This window comes from Caballeronia sp. S22 (assembly GCF_964261745.1).
GTDB lineage: Bacteria > Pseudomonadota > Gammaproteobacteria > Burkholderiales > Burkholderiaceae > Caballeronia > Caballeronia jiangsuensis.
In genome coordinates this window covers 751673-774661 of record NZ_OZ180039.1, presented here as the reverse complement: position 1 = coordinate 774661, position 22989 = coordinate 751673, and the positions used below count along the sequence as shown (strand labels likewise).

Sequence of the window (22989 nt, the reverse complement as noted above, 5' to 3'; positions counted from 1 at the left end):
GGATGAGAGCAATGAATAACACTTCCGAGTCTGTCGGCATCATGGAAACCCAGACCGTCGATCTCGACGGTCAGCTCGTGCGCGTCGGCGTGCGGCAGGGAAGCGACGCATCGCCGCCGCTTCTGATCTTCAACGGCATCGGCGCGAATCTGGAACTCGTGGAGCCGTTCGTCGAGGCGCTGGGGGATGTCGGCGTCATCATTTTCGATATCCCCGGCGTCGGCGGTTCGCCCGTGCCGCTCGCGCCTTACCGCTTCTCGACGCTCTGCGTATTGACCGACAAGCTCCTGAAGCGGCTGGGACACGATGGGCCCGTCGACGTGCTCGGGGTATCGTGGGGCGGCGCGCTCGCGCAGCAGTTCGCGCGGCAATATCCCGAGCGCTGCCGCCGATTGATTCTCGCATCGACATCGGCGGGCGTGCTCATGATACCGGCGCGGCTTTCCGTTCTGTCGAAGCTGATCGGCCCGCGCCGTTACACCGATCCGGCGTATCTTCAGCAGGTCGGGCCGGAAATCTATGGCGGCGCGTACCGGCGCGATCCGGAGCTTCTTAAGGAGCACAGCCGCCATATCCAGCCGCCGCGCGGCCGCGGATATCTCTATCAGCTGATGGCCGCCTGGGGCTGGACCAGCCTGCACTGGCTGGGCACGCTGCCGCAGATGACGCTCGTGATGCACGGCAACGACGATCCGATCGTGCCGCTGTCCAACGCAAAGATTCTGGCTGCGCGCATCCGGCAATCGGTGCTGTATGTGATCGACGACGGTCATCTGTTTCTGATCACGCGTGCGAAGGACGTCGCGCCGGTCGTGCGCAGATTCCTGCGTCAGGAGCCGGGTTGAGCTTGCCGTTTCGCGACGGGCGAGGGGCGGCCGCGAACGCGTCCGCCGCGACGGAAAGCGAGAAGGAACGCCGGATGACCCGCATGCGGCGCGCGGCGACCGGTCTGCTCGGATGCATGGCCGTGCTGCTGTTCGCATGCGTCGTTCTCGAGGAGCGGTATCCGTGGCTCGCGTGGCTGCGATCGTTCGCCGAAGCGGGAACCGTCGGCGCGATCGCGGACTGGTATGCGGTGGTTGCGCTCTTCCGGCATCCGTTCGCGTTGCCGTTGCCGCATACGGCGATCATCGCGCGGAATCAGCCGCGCATCGCGGAGAGTCTCGGCAGGTTCGTCGAAGAGAATTTCCTGGAGCCCGAGCTGATCGTCGCGAAACTCGGCGGTCACAATGCGGCAAAGGCGCTGGCGCAATCGCTGTCGAATCGCGCGAACAGCGAGATCATCGCGGCTGCGCTCGTCGAATCGCTTCCCGGCGTGCTGGACACTATCGACGAGAACGAAGCCGCGCGCTTCATCGAATGGATGCTGCTGCCGCGTCTGCGCAGCTTCGACGCGTCGCGCGCGGCCGGCCGCGTGCTGGGCATGCTCGCCGAGAGCGAACGGCATAAGCCGCTCGTGGAACACGGACTTCGCGCGCTCGAACGCTGGCTCGTGCGTCATGCGGGCGTGCTGAATGCGAAGTTCAGCGAGGCTTCGCGATACACGCCCGCGCGCTTCGACGCCTATGTCGTCGACCGTTTTGTTGCGGGCATCGTCGCGCTGGTGCAGGAAGTGGCCGCGACGCCGGATCATGCGCTGCGCCGCGAGATCGACCGCGCCTTCCTGACTTTCATCGAGCAGTTGCAGACATCGGATACGCATCGCCGCTTCGGCAAGTCGTTGCTGCGCGACTGCATTCGTCAGGTCAGGCGAGCGGGGCATGCGCGCGTCGTGCTGAGGCGCATTCGCCGCCATGTCGCCGACGATGCCGGCCGCGAGCGCTCCGTCACGCGCGCCATCGCGACTTCCATGCTGGTCTCTTTCGGCGACGGCGTGGCGCGCTCGCCCGCGCTTCAGCACACGCTCAACGCGTGGTGGCTGGAAGCGGCGCGCGCACTCGTCGTGCGCTACCGAAGCCGGTTGACGGAACTGATCACCGAGGTCGTCAAGGGTTGGGACGCAACCGAGGTCAGCCGGAAGATCGAGGCGGAAATCGGCCGCGATCTGCAGTTCGTGCGCATCAACGGCACGCTGGTCGGCGGCATCGCGGGCGTGCTGCTTCACGCGGGCACGCTCGCCGTGGCGCATTACGCGATCTAGTCAGCCGTGGCGCACGAGCCCGAGAGCCTGCGCGCGCGCGACGGCATGTGCGCGCTTGTCGACCGCCAGCTTCACGAAGATGTTCTTGACGTGCGACTTGATCGTCTCGGGCGTGACGCCCAGGTCGCGCGCAATCTCCTTGTTCGACAGTCCCTGCGCGATCAGCTCGACGATGTTGCGCTCCCTCGCGCTCAGCGGTTCGCGTCCTGCCTCGCGGCGCGATGTGCCGTCGGGCTGGTATTGCGCGCGCCAGCCATCGAGCAGACGATCGATATAGCTCAGCACGTCGCGGGTCTGCGCCGAGTTGCGCGTGTCGTCCCGAAGCGCCTGCAGCAATGGTCCGATCTGCTCGCCCTGATCGAGCAGCGACTGATGGAGCCCCGCGGGCGCGGCCATCCTCACGACTTCGCCGATGACCTCAACCGCCTCGCCGCGCATGCCAGCGCTCATCCACGCAAGCGCCTGCATGGTGCGCAAGCGCAAGCCCAGGTAATGGTTGTGTCGGCGCCCGGCGCTTTGCCGCGCCTCCTCCAGCAGATCGACGGCTTCGAGGCTGCGGTTCTGGCTCATCGCGACGCAGGCTGCCGCGAGCGCGCGATAATTCTCGATCTCCGCCGACACGGGAGCGCCCGGCCCGGCACCGTGCGCGGCGAGCGCATCGAGTTGGGCCACGCATGCCGACGCTTCCATCGTTCTGCCTTCCCGCAGATGCAGCCGCGTGCGTTCGACGAGCCCCGCGGCCAGCAGACGTTGCCAGCCGCGCTTGTGCCCGAGCGTCTGCGCGCGGTCGAGCAGCGCGTAGGCATGCGCCGGGTTCGAGCGGGCGATCGCGATCCGGATCAGCACGCGATAGGCGCTCAGCACGCTGTCCAGCATGGCCGCCAGATCGACGACGGGCATCAGGTCGAGGAGCAGCGCTTCGGCTTCGTCGAGGCGCCCCTGCTCGTAGCGCAACTGCGCGATCATCGGCGCGCACAACGCCGCGGAGACGGACTGCGGGCCGGCGTAGCGCCGGGCCATGTGCATCGCCTCCGTGAAGTACTGCTCGGCCAGCGGGAAGTGCAATTGCTGCATTTCCGTATGGCCGAGCAGGCACAGCCGATAGACCGGCGTAACCACATTGCGCTGATCGTCCTCGATGGCGCAGGGAATCCAGGGCGTCGCATACAGCGCCTCGAGATTGCCCGCTCGCCAGTGCGCGAAGCGTACGACATTGGAGACGACGTTGACCGTCCAGAGATCGCTCGACGGCCGTTCGAGACAGGTCTGCGCGAGCTCGAGCGCGCGTTGCGGGTCGTCCTGCAGGCCCGCCAGCACGGAGCGGATCGCCAGACATTCACGGCGCAGTTGCTCCGCCTCGGCGGCGATGGCGACGCCGTCGGCATCGCGCTCCAGAGCGTCGATCATCGCGAGGGCATCGTCGAAACGCAGCGCGAGCGCCATGCCCCACGCGATCGCCAGCCTCACCTGCAACTGCGCCTGCATCAGATTCGCCGGGAACTCGCGCTGCCAGCCGAGCAGCGTGAGCAGATCGCCTTTCATCACCAGCGTCATCGCGCAACGGCTCATCAGCGCGAGCGCCTCGTCGGTCGCGCCCGCAGTGAGGGCGTGCCTGACGGCGTCGGTCCATTGCGTCTCGCGTGCGTACCATCGGCATGCGCGCAGATGCAGGTCCGCCACCTGACGGCGATACAGCGTGTCGAGCCGCTGGCGCAGGTAGTCGCGCATCAGATGGTGGTAACGGAACGAGCGCCCTTCGAGGTCCATCGGTTCCAGCAGGAGCTGGCGCGCGGCGATCGTCTCCAGCATGCCCTGGCTGTCCGCGACGCCGGTGATCGCCTCGCACAGCGACGCGTTCAGCCCCTCGACGATCGACGTGCGCAGCATGAACTCGACCACCTCGGCGGGCAGGCGCTTCAGCATCTCCTGGAGATAGGCCGCGAACGGCCGGGACGCGCCGGACGGCATCGGCGATTCGGCGTCCGCGCGAGATTCCTCCCGCGCCAGCACCGCCGCGGAAATGCGCAGTGCGGCGGCCCAGCCCTCGGTGTTCGCGAAGAGCGAGCGGAGCGTGGACGCGTTCAGCTTGCCCGGACATTCGCGCTCGACGAAGCAACGCGTTTCGTCGAAGTTGAAGCGCAACGCCGATGCATCGATTTCCAGCAACTCGTTGCGCGCCCGCAGGCGTGCGAGCGGCAGCGTTGCGTCGTCGCGGGTGCAGATCACGACGTGGACATGCGACGGCGCATGCTCGATGAAAAACGCGACGACTTCGCGCACGACCGGCAGGCCGATCAGATGATAGTCGTCGAGAAAGAGATAAAGCTCGTCCTCGACTTCGATCAGCTCGTTGATCAGCGTCGCGACGATCGATTGCGCAGGCACGAGCGACGCATCGGCGGTCAGCGCGATCGCGGACGCACCGATGTTGCCGCACGCCTGCCGCAACGCCTGCGCGAGATGGTGAAGGAAGCGGGCGGGTTCGTCGTCGTCCGCGTCGATGGAAATCCACGCGACCAGCGCGCCGCGTTCGCGCAGCCAGCCGAGCCACGTGAGCGCAAGCGAAGTCTTGCCGAAGCCCGCGGGCGCCTTGATGACGGTGAGACGCCTGTTTTCGGCCTGCGCCGCCAGATCGACGAGCCGCGGCCGATCGATCAGCCCGGCGGGAAGACGTGGCGGAAGGAGCTTCGTGGCGAGCAGAAGGGTGGGCCTGATCGGCTCGATGACTTCGGTCATATGCGTCGGCGGCTGCGGTCCTCGGGTGACGCCCGGCTGCCATCTCCCGCCTATGCGAATCGCGCTCCCCTGTACGGGGGATATCGCGCGGCACCACGCTGGGAGACCATGGATTCCCATAGGGGAGATCGGCGTGCAGCCTGGCAACGGCGCAGTGCGAGGCACTGCTCACCCGATGATACGCGAGTCTCGATCGCGTGCATCGCATTGCAACGCACAAATCGATCTCGCTGGGCGATACGACGCGATCCGCGTCCGCCGTATGTACCGAACTCATAACCAAACAAACTTAGAGACAAACAATGAGCACTTACATTGCACCCGTGCGCGACATGCGCTTCGTGATGACCGAACTTGCGGACCTCGACGCGCTGTCGTCGCTGCCGGGTTTCGAAGAAGCCACACCCGAGCTGGCCGACGCGGTACTCGAAGAAGCCGCGAGATTCGCCACCGAAGTGCTCGCGCCGCTCAACAAGACGGGCGACGCACAGGGCGCGCGTCTCACCGACGGCGGTGTGATCGCCGCCGATGGTTTCGCGCAGGCTTACCGGCAATTCGCCGAAGGTGGATGGACCGGCCTCGGCGGCGATCCCGAATTCGGCGGACAGGGACTGCCGGAACTGTTGCACGCGGCGGCGGTGGAGATGTGGAATTCGTCGAACATGGCCTTCGCGCTGTGTCCGCTGTTGAACGCGGGCGCCACCGAGGCATTGCGGCACCACGGTTCGGACGATCTCAAGCAACGCTATCTGCCGAAGCTCGTCAGCGGCGCGTGGACCGGCACGATGAATCTCACCGAGCCGCAGGCCGGATCGGACCTCGCCGCCGTGCGCACGAAGGCTGTGCCCGAGGGCGATCACTATCGGCTGCACGGTCAGAAGATCTTCATCACGTGGGGCGATCACGACATGACCGACAACGTGATCCATCTCGTGCTCGCGCGCACGCCGGATGCGCCCGAAGGCGTGCGCGGCATCTCGCTCTTTCTCGTGCCGAAGTTCCTGCCGAACGCCGATGGATCGCCCGGGCAACGCAACGACGTGCATTGCGTGTCGCTCGAACACAAGCTCGGCATCCACGCGAGCCCGACCTGCGTGATGAGCTTCGGCGACCAGGAAGGGGCGATTGGCTATCTCGTCGGACAGGAAAACAAGGGCCTCGCTCATATGTTCACGATGATGAACGAAGCCCGCCAGAAAGTCGGCATTCAGGGTCTCGCGATCGCGGAGCGCGCGTATCAGCAGGCCCGCGACTATGCGAAGGAGCGCGTGCAGGGACGTCTTGCTGCGAGCCGCACGGGCGGAGCGGTCGCGATCATTCAGCATCCGGACGTGCGCCGCATGTTGCTGACCATGAAATCGCAGATCGAAGCGATGCGCGCGTTCGCCTACGTGATGGCCGCCGACATGGATCGCGCGCACCGGCATCCTGACGCCGCCGAACGCGCGTTGCGTCAGGCGCGTGTCGATCTGCTGATTCCGGTGGTGAAGGGATGGTGCACCGAACTGGGTGTCGACATCGCGTCGCTCGGCGTACAGGTGCATGGCGGGATGGGCTTCATCGAGGAAACCGGCGCGTGCCAGTATCTGCGGGATGCGCGTATCGCTCCGATCTACGAGGGCACGACGGGCATTCAGGCGGCGGATCTGGTGGGACGCAAGCTCGTATCGGACGGCGGCGCCGCCATGTCCGCGCTGCTCGCCGAGATGCGAAGCGTCGCGCAGGAACTGGAGCACCACGCCGACGCGCGGCTCGCGCCGATGGCGCCCGCCTTCGCCGCGAGCGTGCAAGCGCTCGAAGACGTCACGAAGTGGATGTGCAGCGCAGCGAGCACGCACGTCGATGAAGCGCTCGCGAGTTCCGTCGACTTTCTGATGATGACGGGCTATGTCTGCGGCGGATGGCAGATGGCGCGCGCCGCGCTGGTTGCATCGGCGAACGAGGAAGCGGGAGAGGATCAGGAGTTTCACCGGACCAAGGTCGCTACCGCGCGTTTCTATATGGAGAAGATTCTGCCGAAGACGCACGCGCTTCGCGAGATGATTCTGCGTGGAGCGGCTGGAGCGATGGACATCGGGATCGAGCAGTTCTGAAAGCAGGCGCCACGGTTCGTGGCGTCGCTTTTATTTTCGTTAGGCTTACGTATCGATTTAACTTTGCTAAGCCGCAAAGAGAAAATCGATCCGCCATGCCGGTTTCACACAACAACATAAACGTGAGACAGGAAGCATCACATGAAGAAGACAAAGAGGAGAATGAACAGCCGCCCGGTGAGCCTGCTGGCAGGACTCATGTCGACGGCGACGCTGCATGCCGTCCCGGCGGCGGCGCAGTCGACGGTGACGCTTTACGGACTCGTCGATGCAGGCGTTCGATACTCGACGCACGCGAACGCGGCCGGCGATTCGCAATATCAGGTGACGAGCGGGGCGAGCGAGAGCCACTTCGGCTTCAAAGGCACGGAGGATCTAGGCGGCGGCACGAAGGCCGTCTTCAATCTCGAGAATCGCTTCTTCCCGAACACGGGGCAGAGCGATCCGGCTTATCCGTTCTTCAATACGGCATTCGTCGGCCTGCAGTCCGACAGCTTCGGCAGGCTGACGATGGGACGCCAGCTCAATCCGCTGTCGGATGCGGTGATAAGCGCCTTCGCGAGCAATCGCTGGCTGCCGACGTTCTATCGGTTCCGCCCGGAAGTGACGATGGCTCAGGGCGTATGGACGAGCAACATGGTCAAGTACGCCGCGCGATGGGAATACCTCAGGGCCGAAATCTCGTACGCGTTCGGCGGCACCGCGGGCCAGTTCGGCGCGGGAAGCCAGATCGGCGCATCGGTCCTGTATCTGCCGCCCGCGCCGCTCACCTTCGGCGCCGGGTACCTCGATTCGCGCGATGCCGTGAACACCTCCGCGCACTTCAAGTCGTGGACCGCGGGCGGCTCGTACACGTTCGGCTCGACGACCTTATCGGCGGGATGGGCCGTCAACCGGCAGGACCAGGGATTCGTCGGTAATTTTCCCAATGGCCCGTTCACTCCGCCCGAGTTGAGCGCCCTGAAATTCAACACGTTCAGTTCGAGGCAGATGTTCTTCGGCGGCGTGACGCAGCAGATCGGCTTTGCGACGCACCTTTCCGCGAACGTGTGGCGCACGATTCAGACCGGCAAAACCCAGTCCGCCGACGGCAACGCGACGCAATTCCAGTTGCTCGCCGATTACAACTGGTCGAAACGCACCGACACCTATCTTGAAGTCGATTACTCGCAGTATCGGGGAGGACTGGTGGGCGCGCAGTTGCAGGGCGTCAACGCGATAAGTTCGTCCTTCGGCACGACGCAGCTCGGCGTGATGGCAGGTCTGCGTTACATGTTCTAGTCAGGATATGACGCTCCCGCCAGCCGGTGGGAGCGTTGCGACCTCTGGATTTGCCGGTCAGGCTTGTTTCGTGTTGTCCACCAGCGTCTCGAGATTCGTCACGCTATACGCCATGGAGCCGCGGAATCCGGCGCCTGTGCGCACGGGCTGGAGATCCGCGATCTCTTCGCCGTCAGCGAGCGGGAATGACAGCGCGCCTTCGCCCGTCCACACGTCGGTGATCTGCGCGTTATCCATGACCGACAGCACCAGCTCGTTCACGGCCGGCGTATTGTGCTGGCCGGCGGCGAGGCGCGGGAAGTAGCGCAGATTGACGACCGGCCGCCCGGCGATGGCGAGCTTCGACACGTCATCGACCGCCGATTCAAGCCTGACTTCCGCGCGCGCGATGCGTTGTCCGGCGGCGGACGCCGTCGCGGCGAAGCGGGTGCCTGCCGCTACCGGCGCGGCGGCCGGACTCAGTGCCGCGAACGAGCGCGTCTGGTGTACCTGGCCGTAGCGCTTCGGGAAGCCCTGGATCAGCCCGCGCATCATCGCGGAATCGTTGTCGACGAAGATGTACGGGCAATACGAAACGGGCTTGCCTTCGAAGAGCGCGTCGACCAATACGAAAAACTCGCGATACTGATAGCGCGCCGGATCGAGCATCTCGTCGTTGTCGGCGGTGAACTGCCAGTCGATGAAGAGCGCGGTTGCGTGTCCGGGCGACGCGGGATCGGCGCTCAGGCCTTTCGGCAGCACGGCGGCCGCCGCCGTGGGATCGGCCCAGAACTCGACGAGCACGAAGTCGCCGGCATAGTGCCAGGGCGGCGGGGGCGCGATGCTCGACAGACCGCGCGGCGAAAGAGGAACGGCAAATGGCTTCGGCATGGAGAACTCCGTTTGGCGATGCCGCAATCGCTGCGGATCGCCGTGGTGAGATCGACTTCTCAGGCGTCGATCAGGCCATGAATCGCGGTTTCGGAAGCCGGCAGATACGGCGCCCGCATCAGCAGGTTCGACTCGCCGCCCGCGCTCTGGAACACGACCGGTTTCGCGTGGCTGAACGTGCGGTATCCGTATTCGCCGTGGTAGTGGCCCATGCCGGATGCACCCACGCCGCCGAAGGGCAGCGTGTCGAAGAACACGTGGGTCATCGCGTCGTTGACGACGAGTGCGCCGGATGTGGTGCGAGTCGCGACTTGCCCGGACTCGGCTGCATCGTCGCCGAAGAAGTAGAGCGCGAGCGGTCGGGGACGCGCGTTGATGTACGCCAGTGCGTCGTCGAAGGTCTCGTACGTCACGATCGGCAGCAGCGGGCCGAAGATTTCCTCCCGCATCACGCGCATGGCATCGGTGGCGCCGCGAACGATGGTCGGCGCCATCTTGCGCACGAGCGGATCGGACAGTTCTTCGCCAGCGGGAGCCAGACTCACGACCTGCGCGCCCTGGCTGCGGGCGTCGTCGACGAGCGCAAGCTGGCGCTCGAAGCCGCGAACATCGATCATCGAGGTGTAGTCGGGATTCTCGCGGATGGTCGGATACATCTGCGAGACGGCCGCTCTGGCGTGCTCCACGAACGCGTCGGCGCGATCGGCGGGAATCAGGACATAGTCGGGAGACAGGCAGATCTGGCCGGCATTGAAGGTCTTCACGGTCATCACGCGCTCGGCGGCGAGCCGAAGGTCCGCATCCTTCCCGATGAGGACCGGCGACTTGCCGCCCAGTTCGAGCGTGACGGGCACGAGGTTCTCCGATGCCGCGCGCATGACGTGGTGCGCGACCTGCGTGCTGCCTGTGAACACCAGATGATCGAATGGCTGGGCGCTGAATGCCGCGCCCGTTTCGGCTCCGCCAAGCACGGTCGTGAGTTCGTCGGCGTCGAAGTAACGGGCGATCAGCACGGCCATCAGTTCCGACGTGGCGGGCGTCAGCTCGGACGGCTTGAGCATGGCCCGGTTGCCCGCGGCGAAGGCGCCGCCGAGCGGTCCGAACGCCAGCACGACCGGAAAATTCCACGGACTGATGATCCCGACTACGCCGAGCGGCTGATAGTCGACCCGCGTCCTGACGCCGGGAAACGGCTCAGCCGTCGCCGCTTGCGCCATCCACGTTCCGAGGTGTTCGCGATTGAAGCGCAGCCCTTCGACCGACGCGAGGATATCGGCGAGCAAGGTCTGTTGCGTGTTGCGACAGCCGTAATCGGCATTGATCGCGTCGACGAACGCGCGCTTGTTCGATCGAAGCAGATCGATTGCGCGGTCGATACGGTCGCGGCGCAGCGCGGCCGACGGCGGACCGTCCCTGAGTTGTGCCTGCTTCATGGCGTCGAGGTGAGCGCGAATCTGCTCGGACGTCGGTTCGACGGGCAGTCTAAATTGATTTGGCATACTAAATATCGAGGAATGTTGAGCGGTTCATTGGACTTGCTTGCGACGCGGTCAGATCACGGCTTCGATCAGCATCGGGCCGCGACGCTTCATCGCGTGCGCGAATGCGGCGTCGAAATCGCGGGCCGATTCGGCGCGCACCGCTTCGACGCCCATGCCCTTCGCAAGGGCAACCCATTCGAGCGACGGATTGTCGAGGTCGAACATGGATGCGGCCTGCGCGCCATCCGTGCGGGCGCCCACGCGCGCGAGCTCGTTGGCGAGGATCTTGTAGCCGCGGTTTGCGTAGATGACGGTCACGATGTCGATGTTTTCCCGCGCCTGCGTCCAGAGAGACTGGAGCGTGTACATGGCGCTGCCATCGCCCTGAAGGTTGACGATCTTTCGGTCGGGGCAGGCGATGCCCGCGCCGATCGAAACGGGCATCATGCAGCCGATCGCGCCGCCGGTCAGCGTCAGAAGATCGTGTGGCGCGGCCGTTTCGGTGAGACCCGAGTACGCCATCGCCATCGATGCCTCCTCGGTGATGATCGCGCCCTCGGGCAAGCGCTTGGCGACGGTGCGCATGATCGACGCCGCGTCGAGCGTGCTGCCCGGCGAAAAATCGGCTGCCGTGAGCGCGTTCGTCCGGGCGACGGCACGCTGCGCGCCGAGCATGTCGACAAGGGATTCGAGCGCCGCCGTGCCGTCCTCGTGAGGATGCGACAGAATCGCGATGCGGCATCCTTCGGGCGTCAGCCAGCTCGGCTTGTCCGGGTACGCGAAGAAGCTGACCGGCGCTTGCGCACCGACGAGCACGAGCAACTCGATGCCGGCGAGGAAATCGGCGGCCTGCTCCGCAAAATACGGCAGCCGTTCGATGGTCACGCGCCCCGCGCCGCGCTCGATGCGCGGTGCGAAAGTGTCGCTGAGAAGCCGTGCGCCCGTCTTCGCGGCGATCTTGCCGGCCGCTTCAAGCCCCCGGCCCCGCAATGCCTTGCCGCGCAGCAGAAACGCGGTGCGCACGCCGCTTTGCGCGAGTGCGGCAACGCGCTCGATCGTGTCCGCGCCGACGAGGGCCGGCCTCGGGACCGGCAGCGGCGAAGCCACGCCGTCGGCCTGCGACCAGGCCGTGTCGGCCGGAAGGATCAGCGTTGCGATCTGGCCTGCGCCTTCCAGCGACGCCTGAACGGCGCGGGCGGCATCGGCTCCGACTGTCAGCGCGCTGCCCGACGAATGGATCCAGTCCGACACGGGGCGGGCGAAGCCCTTGATATCGGACGTAAGCGGCGCTTCGTAGCGGGCGTGGCTCGATGCATGATCGCCGACGATATTGACGACCGGACTCGATGCGCGGCGGGCGTTGTGAAGATTCGCGAGACCGTTCGCCAGCCCGGGGCCGAGATGCAGCAACGTGCAGGCGGGTTTGCCCGCCATTCTGCCGTAACCGTCGGCCGCGCCGGTAACGACACCTTCGAAGAGGCCCAGAATGGGACGCATGCCTTCGACCGAGTCCAGCGCCGCCACGAAATGCATCTCGGACGTGCCCGGATTTCCGAAGCAGACATCCACACCGCTCGCGATGAGCGAACGCAACAAGCTTTCAGCACCGTTCATATTGGATCACCTCGTTATCGATTCAATCAGTCCTTGCTCCGGGCGTTTCGGCACCCGGATGGCAACGACGTACGGGCTGATCCTAGCTATTCCGCCATCGTGGGAAAATACCGTCGGATTCGAAAAATTGTTACGTGATGCGCAAAAATCTCGACTATGGACTGCTTCACGCGATGACTGCGTTCGTGCGGGTCGTCGATGCCGGCAGCTTCACCGCTGCGGCGGAGCAAATGGAGCTGACCACGGCGCAGGTGTCGCGGCTCGTCTCCGAGCTGGAGAATCGGCTGCAGGCGAAGCTGCTTCAGAGGACGACCCGGCGCATGGCCATGACGAGCGCGGGCGAGCGTTATGCGAACCAGTGCCGGACGATCCTCGAACTGGTGACGGAGGCAGAGGGCGAGGTCAGCGGCGCGCGCATCCAGCCGTCGGGACGACTGAGACTGCTATGCATGGCGAGCTTCGGCGATCACTACGTGGTGCCGCTGGTGGCGAAGTATTGCGCGATGTATCCGACGGTGACCGTCGAGTACAGCGCCTCGCAGTACGTGCCGGATCTTCTGGCGGAAGGGGTGGATGTGAGCGTCTATCTGACCCAGCGTCTGCCGGATTCGAGCGTCGTCGCGCAGCGGCTCGGCGCGATTCACGGCGTGCTGTGTGCGGCGCCTGCTTACCTCAGGCGGCGCGGTTCCCCGAAGACCGTGGCGGACCTCGCGGACCACGCATGCCTGCGCCTCGTGAATGCGTCGACGACACCGGACTGGGAACTCAGCGACGGCAAGACTTCGCTGTCGTTCGAGCCGGCGGGTCCGCTGATCGGCGATCATCCCGAAGCGGTCGTGCATGCTGCTTCGAGCGGACTCGGCATTGCGCTGCTGCCGGCTTTTGCGGTGCTGGACAAGATACGCAGCGGCGAACTCGTGCATGTCTTGCCGCGATGGCGCTCGCCGGATGTGGGCGTCTATGTCCTGATGCCTTCGAGAAAGTTTCTCGAAGCAAAGACGCGGGCGTGGATCGAACTGCTAAAGGCGGAATTGCCGGCGGCGCTTCAGAGCGACGCGGAACAATTGCAGGGAAACGAGAAAGCGAAATCGCGACGCGCTCGTGCGACCGGAAAGTCGCGCTGAGCGGCCGCTTCGCCGATCTTCTCTCAATGTGCGTCAGCGTCTAGGCCCGGCATCACGGCGCTACTGCCGGTGCGTTCATTGGCTTCTGTCCAGCCGCCTTCTGCTGGGCGTTCTGGAGATTCTGCGGATAGTTGGTCTGGCTTCCTCCCGGGTTGTACCCATTCTTTTCCAGCGTGCTCAGCTCGGCGTTTTTCTTCGCGCGCCGCGCTTTGCTTTCCGCTTTCTTTTGCGCTTTGAGTTCCTGCTTCGACATCGTAGCGCCGGATGCGTCCGCGTCGCTGGCGGCGGCGTGAGCCTGAAGTGCCGGGATCAGGACGAGGCTCAGAGCCATACCTGCCGAGCCAGCAAAAACGGACAGTTTCTTGAGGTTCATACGTATCTCCGCATAGGGTAGGTTGGCGACGGAAGACTGCTTCAACGCTAATTGACTGGTTCCTGATCGGAACGCCCGAACCGTAAACGATGAGGCGTCGAAAGGGATACGGGGGTTAACCGCAAGAATAACCACAGCATACCGCTGAAGTGCTTTTGCGCGCGAGCTTCAAGCGACACTTTCCCTGATTCCGCGAAAGAGATTCCCCCTTCCGCTCTTTGTTCGAGTGAATAGGGAAGATAGACTCGCCAAAAATACACAAGAGCAATGCAGAAGAAGACGACATGCGGAAATATCGTCGCCCACGCTCGATGAACGATAGACGGGCGCGAAAGAAGCGAGCGTCAGCAGTTCACGCGTAAATGGCGGCACAAGTTAGCCCGTGATAACAAAGTATGTAAGTAGCATAACTAAATGAATGGAGGCGGATAATGAAGAAGCTCTTGTTCGGCGTGTTCGCGTTGTCAGCTACGGCGACAGCCACGGCTCAGAGCAACGTCACGCTATACGGCATCGTGGATAACGGTATCGTTTACGAGACAAATCAGCCGAAGGGTCATGTATTCGGAGCGCAGAGCGGAGGCTGGGCGCAATCCAGATTTGGCCTCAAAGGTGCGGAGGATCTTGGCGGCGGCACGCATGCAATCTTCCAGCTCGAGTCCCGGCTGAACACGATGAACGGCAGCCTCGCGAACGGGAGCTTCTTCGAAGGACAGGCGACCGTGGGCCTGCAGAACGACACGTGGGGGCAAATCAAGTTCGGAAACATGGGCTCGGCGGAGATTAGCCAGTATTCGGGCGATGTCGATCCGCAGCAGACGAAGAAGTACGCGATCGGAACACTGGTTCGCGGACGCATCTTCTCGCAGGCAGCCAATGGCGTCGAGTATCTATCACCGACAATCGCGGGCTTTACGTTGCAAGGCCAGTATGACCTGACCAACGCACCGACGTGGAATGCCGGCAACCCGGGCAGCGCGCCTGGTCAACTGGGCACGTCCACCGGGCTTGGAAGCGCTCAGGGACGTTCCGATGGCATCAAACTGTCGTACGCGAATCGTGGTCTCTTCTGGCAAGCGACCTACGACGAAGTGCGCGACCCGAATGGCCAGTTCAGCAACGTGTATCTGACGTCGCGCTCGATTCTCACGGGCTTGACCTATGCATTCGGTCCTGTGACCGCGTATCTCGGCTACCAGCACCTGAGTGCTCCCGATGCATCCAACGCAGGGTATTTCGGTGCGGCGGCGCCGTCGGCATTGCCATCGGGTACCGGCCTGCCAACAACCGTCAATCACGAATGGATCGGCGCAATCTGGCAGACAACGCCTGCGCTCGCTATTACCGGCGCGGTGTATCACGCCAACGCGAACAAGGGGAACGGGAACGCAACGCTGTACACGCTGGGCGCAAATTACTCGCTCTCGAAACGAACGCTCCTCTACACTGAACTCGCATACGTGCGCAACAGCTCGACGTCCAACCTGGGCCTCGACGGCAGCCTGTACGGTGCGAATACGAATGACGATCCGGTCAACGGAAACCCGTCGAGCACTAACCCTAACTATGGCAAGAGCCAGTTTGGCGTGATTGCGGGGCTGGCGACAAGGTTCTGATGGCACGCTCACGAAGCGAGCCGCGAGCGTTCGAGTCAGTCGCGAAAGCGGCTGGCAATGTAATCCGGGATATTTTCCGGAGTGACGACAACGACCGAAGAAGAAGTCGCGACGGATGATGCTGGCAGAAGCTTGTGATAGTGCATGATGTGATGACAGGCAGAACGCATGTCCTGTCGCAGGTCGTGATGCAGAATGGCCTGTATCCGTCCATCGCGCAGCAACTGCACATTGTCTCTGTCGAGGTCGTGTCCGATGAAGAAGACTGGCGCTTGTTGCTGCGCCTCCAGCGCGCGAAGAATGGCGATGTTGCCGCCGCCCATCGAATAGACGGCTGTGACATGGGTATCGTCGCCGAGCGCGCTGCGGACTCGATCCTCGGTCGGCATATCGAGGCCATGTCCGCCGCTCGCATCGACCAGCTTCAGGCGCGGATGATGTTTGCGCAATGCCCGGCGAAAGCTGATCTCGCGCTCCTCTTCGCCCCGGAAATGCTCGTCACTCATCGTTATCAACACATTGGCGGGCTGCGTTCCCAGCAACAGGCCAAGAAGATACGCGGCCGTGGCGCCGGCAGCGCGATTATCGAGCCCCGCATAGGCGATGCGCCCCGACAGCGGTATGTCGGTGACGATCGTGACGACCGGAATGCCGTGGCGCTGAAGCTCCGCCACCGCCTCCGCAATCTCGGGAACGTCCCGGGCCTTCAGGAAAACACCGTGACTTCCGCGTCGAATAATCGACCGGAGCGCCTCCACGACTTCCGAGGTCGTCATCGTCTCCTGCAACATAAAGCGCGGTCGAACAACTGCGGGGTGCATCAGAGCGAGTTCACCTTCGAGGGCATGCTTGATCTCATCGCTGAATCGCAAAGGCGCCTCGACAACAACGTCGACGATGAGTTTTCGTCCCGTAGTCGCGAGATTCAACTCCTGCTTCTCCAGCTCCTTGATGGCCTGCTCGACCCGCCGACGAGTGTGCTCGCGGACGTTGGCACGCCCGTTCAGTACGCGGTCTACGGTCGCCACGCCGAGCCCTGCCTGAAGTGCGATTTCCTTGATCAAAAACCGGTGAGCCACTGCGACCCTCCACTACAGATAGATTTTTGATGTGCTTCCGAGACTTCAGAAAGGCCATCCCGGCCTATGCTACATCGAAAAAAAGGAGCCATCGTGCTCTCTGAAATAACGGGTATTCCCGTATGTGAGCGCGATAACATTGAATCCGGACTGATAGATTATTGATGCGTTTTTGTAGCATCAAGATAGATCTGCCGCACTATGATGATGCATGCGCGATACCTAAATAATGATTCGACGAGATCGCGCGTGCTCCCTCATTCCATTGGAGTGCGGGCGGAGTCAAAAGGCGTGATGGTGCAAGGGCATGGACCAGTTCAAGGAACTTCAGTTGTTTGTGGAAGTAGCCGAGTCGGGCAGCATCAGTCGCGCTGCGGAATCAGTGGACCTGTCGATTTCGGCGGCGAGCCGGTATCTGATCTCGCTGGAGGCGAGACTCGGAGTCCAACTGGTTCGCCGGACGACGCGTAACCTCTATCTGACCGAGGCGGGCGCCGAATTTCATCGGCGCTGCAAATCCATACTGTCCGACCTCGGCGAAGCCGAAGCCGTCATCAAGGAAGCAGTCGTACGTCCGAGCGGCGTGCTTCGAGTCACCGCTTCATTGTCCTTCTGCATGCTGCACATCGCGCCGATGCTTCCCGAGTTCACCGCGCGTTATCCGGACATCGCTGTGGATGTGGTCGCGGCCAATCGCTATTACGACATTATCGAGAACGGCATCGACGTCGCGATTCGAACCAAAGTGCTCGAACCGGATAGCAACATCACGATCAGACGGCTCGCATCGACACGCCGGATTCTCGCCGCTTCTCCGGGCTACATCGAGGCGAACGGTCGCCCCCGGTTCCCGACGGAACTCGTGAAGCACAGGTTGCTGAACTATCAACTCGCCGACAATGCACGCGAGCTCTCATTCACCCGCGGCGGCGAAAACGTGGTGGTCAAGGTGAAGCCACTGGTCGAGTCGAACGACGGTCAGATACTCCGCGTCGCCGCGCTCGACAACATGGGCATCCTTGTGCAGCCGAAATACATCGTCTACGACGACCTCAAGGCCGGCCGTCTGATCCCGGTGCTGGACGATTGGGACCTTCCGCGGCTCACCATGAACATCGCGTTTCAGACCCGCGCGCATCTGCCCGTGAAAGTGCGACTGTTCATCGATGCGCTACTGGAGCGCTTCCAGCAGAACGACTACGAACGTCACTGGATGGCGTGAGCCCGGTTCGCGCTGCCCTTGAGGCGTATTCCCACTCAGCGCGAAAGACTTTCCCTTTCTAGCTCTGTTTTGCCAGCCAGGGCGAATATAGACTGGTCTCAAAGCTACACAAGAGATCGATGGAGACAAGTAATGCAAAGCGCATTCCCCGCAGTTCAGTCCGCCTCGCCGTATTTCGATGAAGCACGCTCGGCAGACGTGGTCAACGCTCGCATGAGCGACGACGCCGACCCTCGTCTGAAGCAAGTGATGTCGGTACTGGTCAGACATCTTCATGCTGCCATCAAGGAAATCGAACCGACTCACGAAGAGTGGTTCGCTGCCATCCGCTTCCTGACCGAGACCGGTCAAATGTGCACCGACTGGCGGCAAGAGTACATCCTGCTCTCGGACATACTCGGCGTTTCGATGCTGGTCGACGCGATCAATCACCGTCGTCCGAGCGGCGCCACGCCGAACACGATTCTCGGACCTTTCTATGTCGCCGATGCACCCGAATATTCGAATGGCACGAACATCTGCCTGGATGAAAAGGGTGAGCCGATGGTCGTTGAAGGCCGCGTGACAGACATCGAAGGCAATCCGATTCCGAACGCGAAGCTCGAAGTGTGGCAGACCAACGATGACGGCTTCTACGATGTACAGCAAAAGGGCGTTCAGCCTGACTCGAACATGCGCGGCGTTTTCACGTCGGATGCCGATGGCCGCTACTGGTTCAAGTCCGTCAAGCCGCGCCACTATCCGATTCCCTCGGATGGTCCGGTCGGAAAGCTTCTCGGCGCGATGGGGCGGCACCCCAACCGGGCCGCGCATTTGCACTTCATCGTGACTGCGCCCGGATTCGACCCGGTCATCACTCACATCTTTACGCCGGACTGCCCGTACTTGCCCGAGGATGCGGTCTTCGGCGTCAAGCGCGAGCTTATCGCTGAATTCAACAAGATCGACGACGCGGATGCGGCGAGGCGCGCCGGGTTCTCGTCGCCCTTCTGGTCTGTGTCGTGGGACTTCACGCTCGCGACATCCGGCAACCCGCATCGGCAAAACACGTAATCGTTTGGCACGTCAGAACGTGCCGCATGAACACAGATGATATCGAGTGACATAGGAATACTACACATGAAAGCGAAGAAAGAACTGCTGGCAGCGTACTGGACACTCGCAGGCGACGTCTATCCGTGTGCGGCAAATGAAATCAGTCCGTTTCCGCTGCGCGACCGCTGCGAAGCGGCGATGCGCGCGGGATGGAGCGGCGTCGGCCTCATCCTCGATGACCTCGAATACAGCATCGAGAAGTACGGCCTGTCGGGTGTCAAGAACATTCTGGAAGACACGGGCATGAAGTACTTCGAGCTCGAAATTCTGATGGACTGGTACTTCGACGGTGAGGCGCGTGAGAAGTCGGACCACTCTCGCCGTCGCTTCATCGAATTGGGCGGCGAACTCGGGATGCGCAATCTGAAGATCGGTGCGAGCCCGTTCGACAAAAATGCGCCCGACTTCCCCCGCATGACCGACGAGTTCGCAAAGCTTTGCCAGGACGTGGCGACGGTCGGCGCGACGGTCGCAATCGAGTTCATGCCTTTCTCTCCGATCCGAAACGTCGCAGAGGTGCTGAAGGTTGCGGAAGGGGCCGCCCAGCCCAACGGTGGACTGATGGTCGACCACTGGCACGTGGCCCGCGCCAACACGCCGTATACCGAGGTCGCGCAAATCCCGGCGCGCTTCATCAAAGGCGTCGAGATGGACGACGTTGCCGCACACGTGAAGGGAACGCTCTTCGACGACTCGACCTTCAACCGCCAGCTCTGCGGCGAAGGTGCCGGCGACTGCGTTGCCTTCGTCGATGCGCTGGAGCAAGCAGGCTGCACTTTGCCTTACTACGGCGTCGAGCTCATCTCCGAAGTTCACCGGAAATTCCCGCTCGATGAGATGGCAAAGCGCGCCTACGACACCACCGTTGCACAGTTCTCGGCGAAGCCTGCCACTACCCCCTAAGCGCTTCCCACCCTAAACGACAAAGTACTTTTGGAGACTCACATGATTCGAATCGCCGTACTCGGTGCAGGCCGCATTGGTCGCATTCACGCTGGCAACGTCGCCGCGAGCCCCAACGCGAAACTCGTCGTGGTCGCGGACCCGATCGAAAGCGCGGCACAGTCGCTGGCGACCAAGCTCGGCTGCGAAGCGTCGACGGACCCGGCAGGCGTGCTGGAGCGCAACGACATCGACGCGGTTGTCATCGGCACGCCGACGGACACGCACATCACGTTCATGCTCGAAGCCGTGAAGCGCGGCAAGGCTGTGCTCTGCGAAAAGCCCATCGACCTCGACATGGCAAAGTCGCTCGCCGCCGCGAACGAAGTCGAACGCCAGGGCGGCCGCGTCATGCTCGCTTTCAATCGCCGCTTCGATCCGACGTCCCAGGCGTTCCGCAAGGCGATCGATGCGGGTGACGTCGGCGAAGTGCGTCAGGTCATCATTTCGAGCCGCGACCCCGGCATGCCGCCGCGCGATTATGTCGAGCACTCGGGCGGCATCTTCCGCGACATGGTCATTCACGACCTGGACATGGCGCGCTGGCTCCTGGGCGAAGAACCGGTCGAAGTGATGGCTATGGCCAGCCGCCTCATCGACGAGTCGCTGGAAAAGCTGACCGACTTCGATACGGTGATGGTTCAGTTGCGCACCGCTTCGGGCAAGCAATGTCACATCAACTGCTGTCGTGAAGCTGTCTATGGATACGACCAGCGCATGGAAGTGTCCGGTTCCAAAGGCATGCTTCTGCAAGAGAATCTCCGGCCGTCGACGGTTCGGCGCTGGTCGAAAGACGTCACGGACGCGCGCGAGCCGCTCCTCAACTTCTTCCTCGAACGCTACGTTGAAGCGTACAAGGCCGAACTCGAAGCCTTCGTCGATGCATTGAACACGAAGTCCCCGTTGCCGACGTCGGTGCAGGACGGGCTGAAGGCGCTGCGCCTGGCGGATGCTGCACTCGAGTCCGCGCTGACGGGCAAAGCCGTCAAGGTGTAACCGAGAATCCGGAGGAGATACGTCATGACACGAAAGATTGGTCCCAACGAAACGCTCGGTGTGGCATGTCTTGGCATCACTCACCCGCACACGTCCGGGCGAGTCAAGGCGATTGCCCGCCGTTCCGACGCGAAGATGCTCGGCGCGTGGGATACGAGCCCGCTGCTCACGCCGTTCGTCGATGCGCTCGGCCTCGAAGCCCGCTCTAAGGAAGATATCCTGGCGGACAAGAATGTTCATGTCGTGCTGGTTCATTCGAAGAGCGAGAAGATGGCCGACCTGACCATCGAAGCACTCGAAGCCGGCAAGGCTGTGTTGTGCGAGAAGCCGGCCGGACGCAGCTCGGCGGATGCGAAGCGCATCGTCGACGCGGTGGAGCGTACCGGCGGTCTCGTACAGGTCGGCTATTGCTGGCGCTTCGCGCCTTCCGTGGACGCCATGCAGGCGGCGCTCAAGAGCGGCCGTCTTGGGAAAGTCGTTCAGGTGCGCGCTCACGGCGGATGCTCGCACGATGAGGCGGGCACGCCGCATATGACCCAGCCTGGCGACATCGGCGGTGCCGTGTTCGTTATCGGCTGCCACCTCATCGACCGCATTCTTCTGCATTTCGGGTTGCCGCGTTCGGTGAACGCCCGCATCACGAAGTTCCCGAACTTCCATGGCGACGAATCGCGTGAAGACGCGGCAGGCGCGGTGCTGAACTACGAAGACAAGATCGTCAGCGTCGACTTCATGTCGTGGGACGTTTTGCCGTGGACGGAAAGCTGGGACATCACGGCCTACGGCACCGAAGGCATCATGTCATCCCGCTCGCTGCCCTCTAGCTACAAGATCTATGACGCGGGCAAAGGCGACTATCCGGAAGGCTGGACCGAGTGGCAGGAGACCAGCTTCCCCGAAATCTGGGCGACGAAGAAGACGGAGTATTCGCCTGACATCGCTGAAATCGGCAATCCGGTGTACTTCGACCGCGAGTCGAACGCATTCGTCGACGCATTGCGCAATGGCACGCCTTCGGTTGTATCAGCGACGCAGGCATACAACATCAGCCGAGTTATCGAGGCCATGTTCGCCTCCTCGAAAGAAGCCGGCGCAGAGGTCTTTATCCGATAACTGCTTGCAAGACTGACGCTCAATAGCGTCAGTCAAAGAATCCGTAGATCATAAATCGGGAACGTAAATTCGTATTCCTAATCAGGAGACAGTGTCATGAAGATTTTGAAGAGTGTCGTGGTGGTTCTCGCAGCTTCGGCTGCTTTCGCAGCAGCTTCGGATGCCGCTTTTGCAGAAGATAAGGGCGTCGTCGGCATCTCGCTGCCGGACAAGACGGAATCCCGCTGGATTACCGATGGGAAGAGCATGGTCGACGCGCTGAAGGCGAAGGGCTACTCGTCGGACCTTCAGTACGCGAACTACGATGTTCCCACGCAGGTCAACCAGGTCGAGAACATGCTCGCGAAGGGCGTCAAGGCGCTGGTCATCGCGCCCATCGACGGAAAGACGTTCTCTGATGCGTTGGCGCTCGCCCAGAAGAAGGGCATCAAGGTTATCTCCTACGATCGTCTGATCAGCCAGACGAAGGACGTCGATTATTACGCGACGTTCGACAACTACGGCGTGGGCGTTCTGCAGGCGCAGAGCATCGTTAGTGCATGGCAGAAAGCGGGCAGCAAGACGCCGTTCAACATCGAAGTGTTCGGCGGCTCCAGCGATGACAACAACGCTCACATGGTCTACGCGGGCGGCATGTCGGTTCTCAAGCCGTACATCGACAGCGGCAAGTTCGTGATTCGCAGCAAGCAGATTGCCTTCGAGAAAGTCGCGACGCGCAACTGGGATGGTGCGACAGCGCAGTCCCGCATGGATAACCTGCTGAGCGCGTTTTACGGCAAGGACCATCTGGATGCGGTCTGGGCGCCGAACGACGCGCTGGCGATCGGCATCATCTCCTCTCTCAAAGGCGTGGGATACGGTTCGGCTCAACAAGCAATGCCGACTATCACGGGACAGGACGCGGATGTTCAGAACGTGAAGAACATCGTTCGCGGCGACCAGACTTCCACTGTGTTCAAGGACACGCGCAAGCTCGCCGGCGTCGCAGCCGATATGGTCAACGACGCGCTGGCCGGCAAGCAGGTGCCCGTCAACGACACGAAGAGCTACAACAACGGCGCGAAGCTTGTTCCCACCTATCTCGTGAAGCCCGTTCTGGTCGACAAGGCCAACTATCAGTCGGAGCTGGTCACGAGCGGCTACTACACGCAGGCCCAGATCAAGTAAGGCGCCTGAACGTCAGCGTGGCGCGGAGTGTGGCAAGGCCCCGCCAC

The 22989-nt window shown here is 62.7% G+C and carries 18 protein-coding genes; 12 read left to right on the top strand and 6 right to left on the bottom strand.

The window, feature by feature from the left end; translation table 11 throughout:
• Positions 1-11: 11 nt before the first annotated feature.
• Together phaZ and ACEN42_RS35380 are read left to right on the top strand one after the other, a co-directional pair.
• Positions 12-845, top strand: a complete 834-nt coding sequence (gene phaZ / locus ACEN42_RS35385; protein ID WP_371882331.1) for a poly(3-hydroxyalkanoate) depolymerase — start codon at positions 12-14, stop codon at positions 843-845.
• Entirely contained in the window at positions 842-2140 is a 1299-nt protein-coding gene (locus tag ACEN42_RS35380; RefSeq protein ID WP_371882330.1) for a DUF445 domain-containing protein, read from the top strand. Before phaZ ends, ACEN42_RS35380 begins: the two co-directional genes overlap by 4 nt.
• On the opposite strand, the gene ACEN42_RS35375 is transcribed toward ACEN42_RS35380, so the two are convergent.
• Positions 2141-4876 carry a LuxR C-terminal-related transcriptional regulator gene (locus tag ACEN42_RS35375; protein WP_371882329.1) on the bottom strand — a complete coding sequence of 912 codons (2736 nt, stop codon included), beginning with the start codon at positions 4874-4876 and terminating at the stop codon, positions 2141-2143.
• 302 nt (positions 4877-5178) lie between these two features.
• Between ACEN42_RS35375 and ACEN42_RS35370 the strand changes: the two genes are divergently transcribed.
• The gene (locus tag ACEN42_RS35370) at positions 5179-6969 is read left to right on the top strand and encodes an acyl-CoA dehydrogenase (RefSeq protein ID WP_371882328.1); all 1791 of its coding nucleotides are present in this window, start codon (positions 5179-5181) and stop codon (positions 6967-6969) included.
• A gap of 141 nt (positions 6970-7110) precedes the next feature.
• On the top strand, positions 7111-8250 hold the full coding sequence (locus ACEN42_RS35365; protein WP_371882327.1) for a porin: 1140 nt from the start codon (positions 7111-7113) through the stop codon (positions 8248-8250).
• Positions 8251-8307: 57 nt separating this feature from the next.
• Here ACEN42_RS35365 and ACEN42_RS35360 read toward each other — a convergent pair whose 3' ends face one another.
• Genes ACEN42_RS35360 through ACEN42_RS35350 form a run of 3 tightly spaced genes read right to left on the bottom strand, consistent with a single transcriptional unit; the run spans position 8308 to position 12215 of the window.
• Positions 8308-9120 carry an acetoacetate decarboxylase family protein gene (locus ACEN42_RS35360; protein WP_371882326.1) on the bottom strand — a complete coding sequence of 271 codons (813 nt, stop codon included), beginning with the start codon at positions 9118-9120 and terminating at the stop codon, positions 8308-8310.
• 59 nt (positions 9121-9179) lie between these two features.
• Entirely contained in the window at positions 9180-10619 is a 1440-nt protein-coding gene (locus ACEN42_RS35355; protein WP_371882325.1) for a coniferyl aldehyde dehydrogenase, read from the bottom strand.
• Positions 10620-10670: 51 nt separating this feature from the next.
• The gene (locus ACEN42_RS35350; RefSeq protein WP_371882324.1) at positions 10671-12215 is read right to left on the bottom strand and encodes an acetolactate synthase large subunit; all 1545 of its coding nucleotides are present in this window, start codon (positions 12213-12215) and stop codon (positions 10671-10673) included.
• Between the two features lie 137 nt (positions 12216-12352).
• On the opposite strand from ACEN42_RS35350, the gene ACEN42_RS35345 reads away from it, so the two are divergent.
• A complete protein-coding gene (locus ACEN42_RS35345) occupies positions 12353-13339 on the top strand; it encodes a LysR family transcriptional regulator (RefSeq protein ID WP_371883234.1) in 987 nt (328 codons plus the stop codon).
• 52 nt (positions 13340-13391) lie between these two features.
• Here ACEN42_RS35345 and ACEN42_RS35340 read toward each other — a convergent pair whose 3' ends face one another.
• Positions 13392-13712 carry a hypothetical protein gene (locus ACEN42_RS35340; protein WP_371882323.1) on the bottom strand — a complete coding sequence of 107 codons (321 nt, stop codon included), beginning with the start codon at positions 13710-13712 and terminating at the stop codon, positions 13392-13394.
• Between the two features lie 431 nt (positions 13713-14143).
• Here ACEN42_RS35340 and ACEN42_RS35335 point away from each other — a divergent pair, with 431 nt between their 5' ends.
• The gene (locus ACEN42_RS35335; RefSeq protein WP_238212913.1) at positions 14144-15328 is read left to right on the top strand and encodes a porin; all 1185 of its coding nucleotides are present in this window, start codon (positions 14144-14146) and stop codon (positions 15326-15328) included.
• A 35-nt stretch (positions 15329-15363) separates the two neighbouring features.
• On the opposite strand, the gene ACEN42_RS35330 is transcribed toward ACEN42_RS35335, so the two are convergent.
• On the bottom strand, positions 15364-16407 hold the full coding sequence (locus ACEN42_RS35330; protein ID WP_371882322.1) for a LacI family DNA-binding transcriptional regulator: 1044 nt from the start codon (positions 16405-16407) through the stop codon (positions 15364-15366).
• A gap of 307 nt (positions 16408-16714) precedes the next feature.
• Here ACEN42_RS35330 and ACEN42_RS35325 point away from each other — a divergent pair, with 307 nt between their 5' ends.
• From ACEN42_RS35325 to chvE, 6 genes are all read left to right on the top strand, one after another.
• Positions 16715-17629, top strand: coding sequence for a LysR family transcriptional regulator (locus ACEN42_RS35325; RefSeq protein ID WP_371882321.1), 915 nt, complete (start codon positions 16715-16717; stop codon positions 17627-17629).
• Positions 17630-17761: 132 nt separating this feature from the next.
• Positions 17762-18682: an intradiol ring-cleavage dioxygenase gene (locus ACEN42_RS35320; protein ID WP_371882320.1), complete on the top strand. Its 921-nt coding sequence runs from the start codon at positions 17762-17764 to the stop codon at positions 18680-18682.
• A gap of 180 nt (positions 18683-18862) precedes the next feature.
• A complete protein-coding gene (locus ACEN42_RS35315) occupies positions 18863-19627 on the top strand; it encodes a sugar phosphate isomerase/epimerase family protein (RefSeq protein ID WP_371882319.1) in 765 nt (254 codons plus the stop codon).
• A gap of 42 nt (positions 19628-19669) precedes the next feature.
• Positions 19670-20662, top strand: a complete 993-nt coding sequence (iolG, locus tag ACEN42_RS35310; protein ID WP_035500042.1) for an inositol 2-dehydrogenase — start codon at positions 19670-19672, stop codon at positions 20660-20662.
• A gap of 24 nt (positions 20663-20686) precedes the next feature.
• Entirely contained in the window at positions 20687-21775 is a 1089-nt protein-coding gene (locus ACEN42_RS35305; RefSeq protein WP_371882318.1) for a Gfo/Idh/MocA family protein, read from the top strand.
• Positions 21776-21871: 96 nt separating this feature from the next.
• Positions 21872-22942 (top strand): multiple monosaccharide ABC transporter substrate-binding protein, encoded by a 1071-nt coding sequence (gene chvE / locus ACEN42_RS35300; RefSeq protein WP_371882317.1) that lies wholly within the window; start codon positions 21872-21874, stop codon positions 22940-22942.
• The last annotated feature ends 47 nt before the right edge of the window (positions 22943-22989 follow it).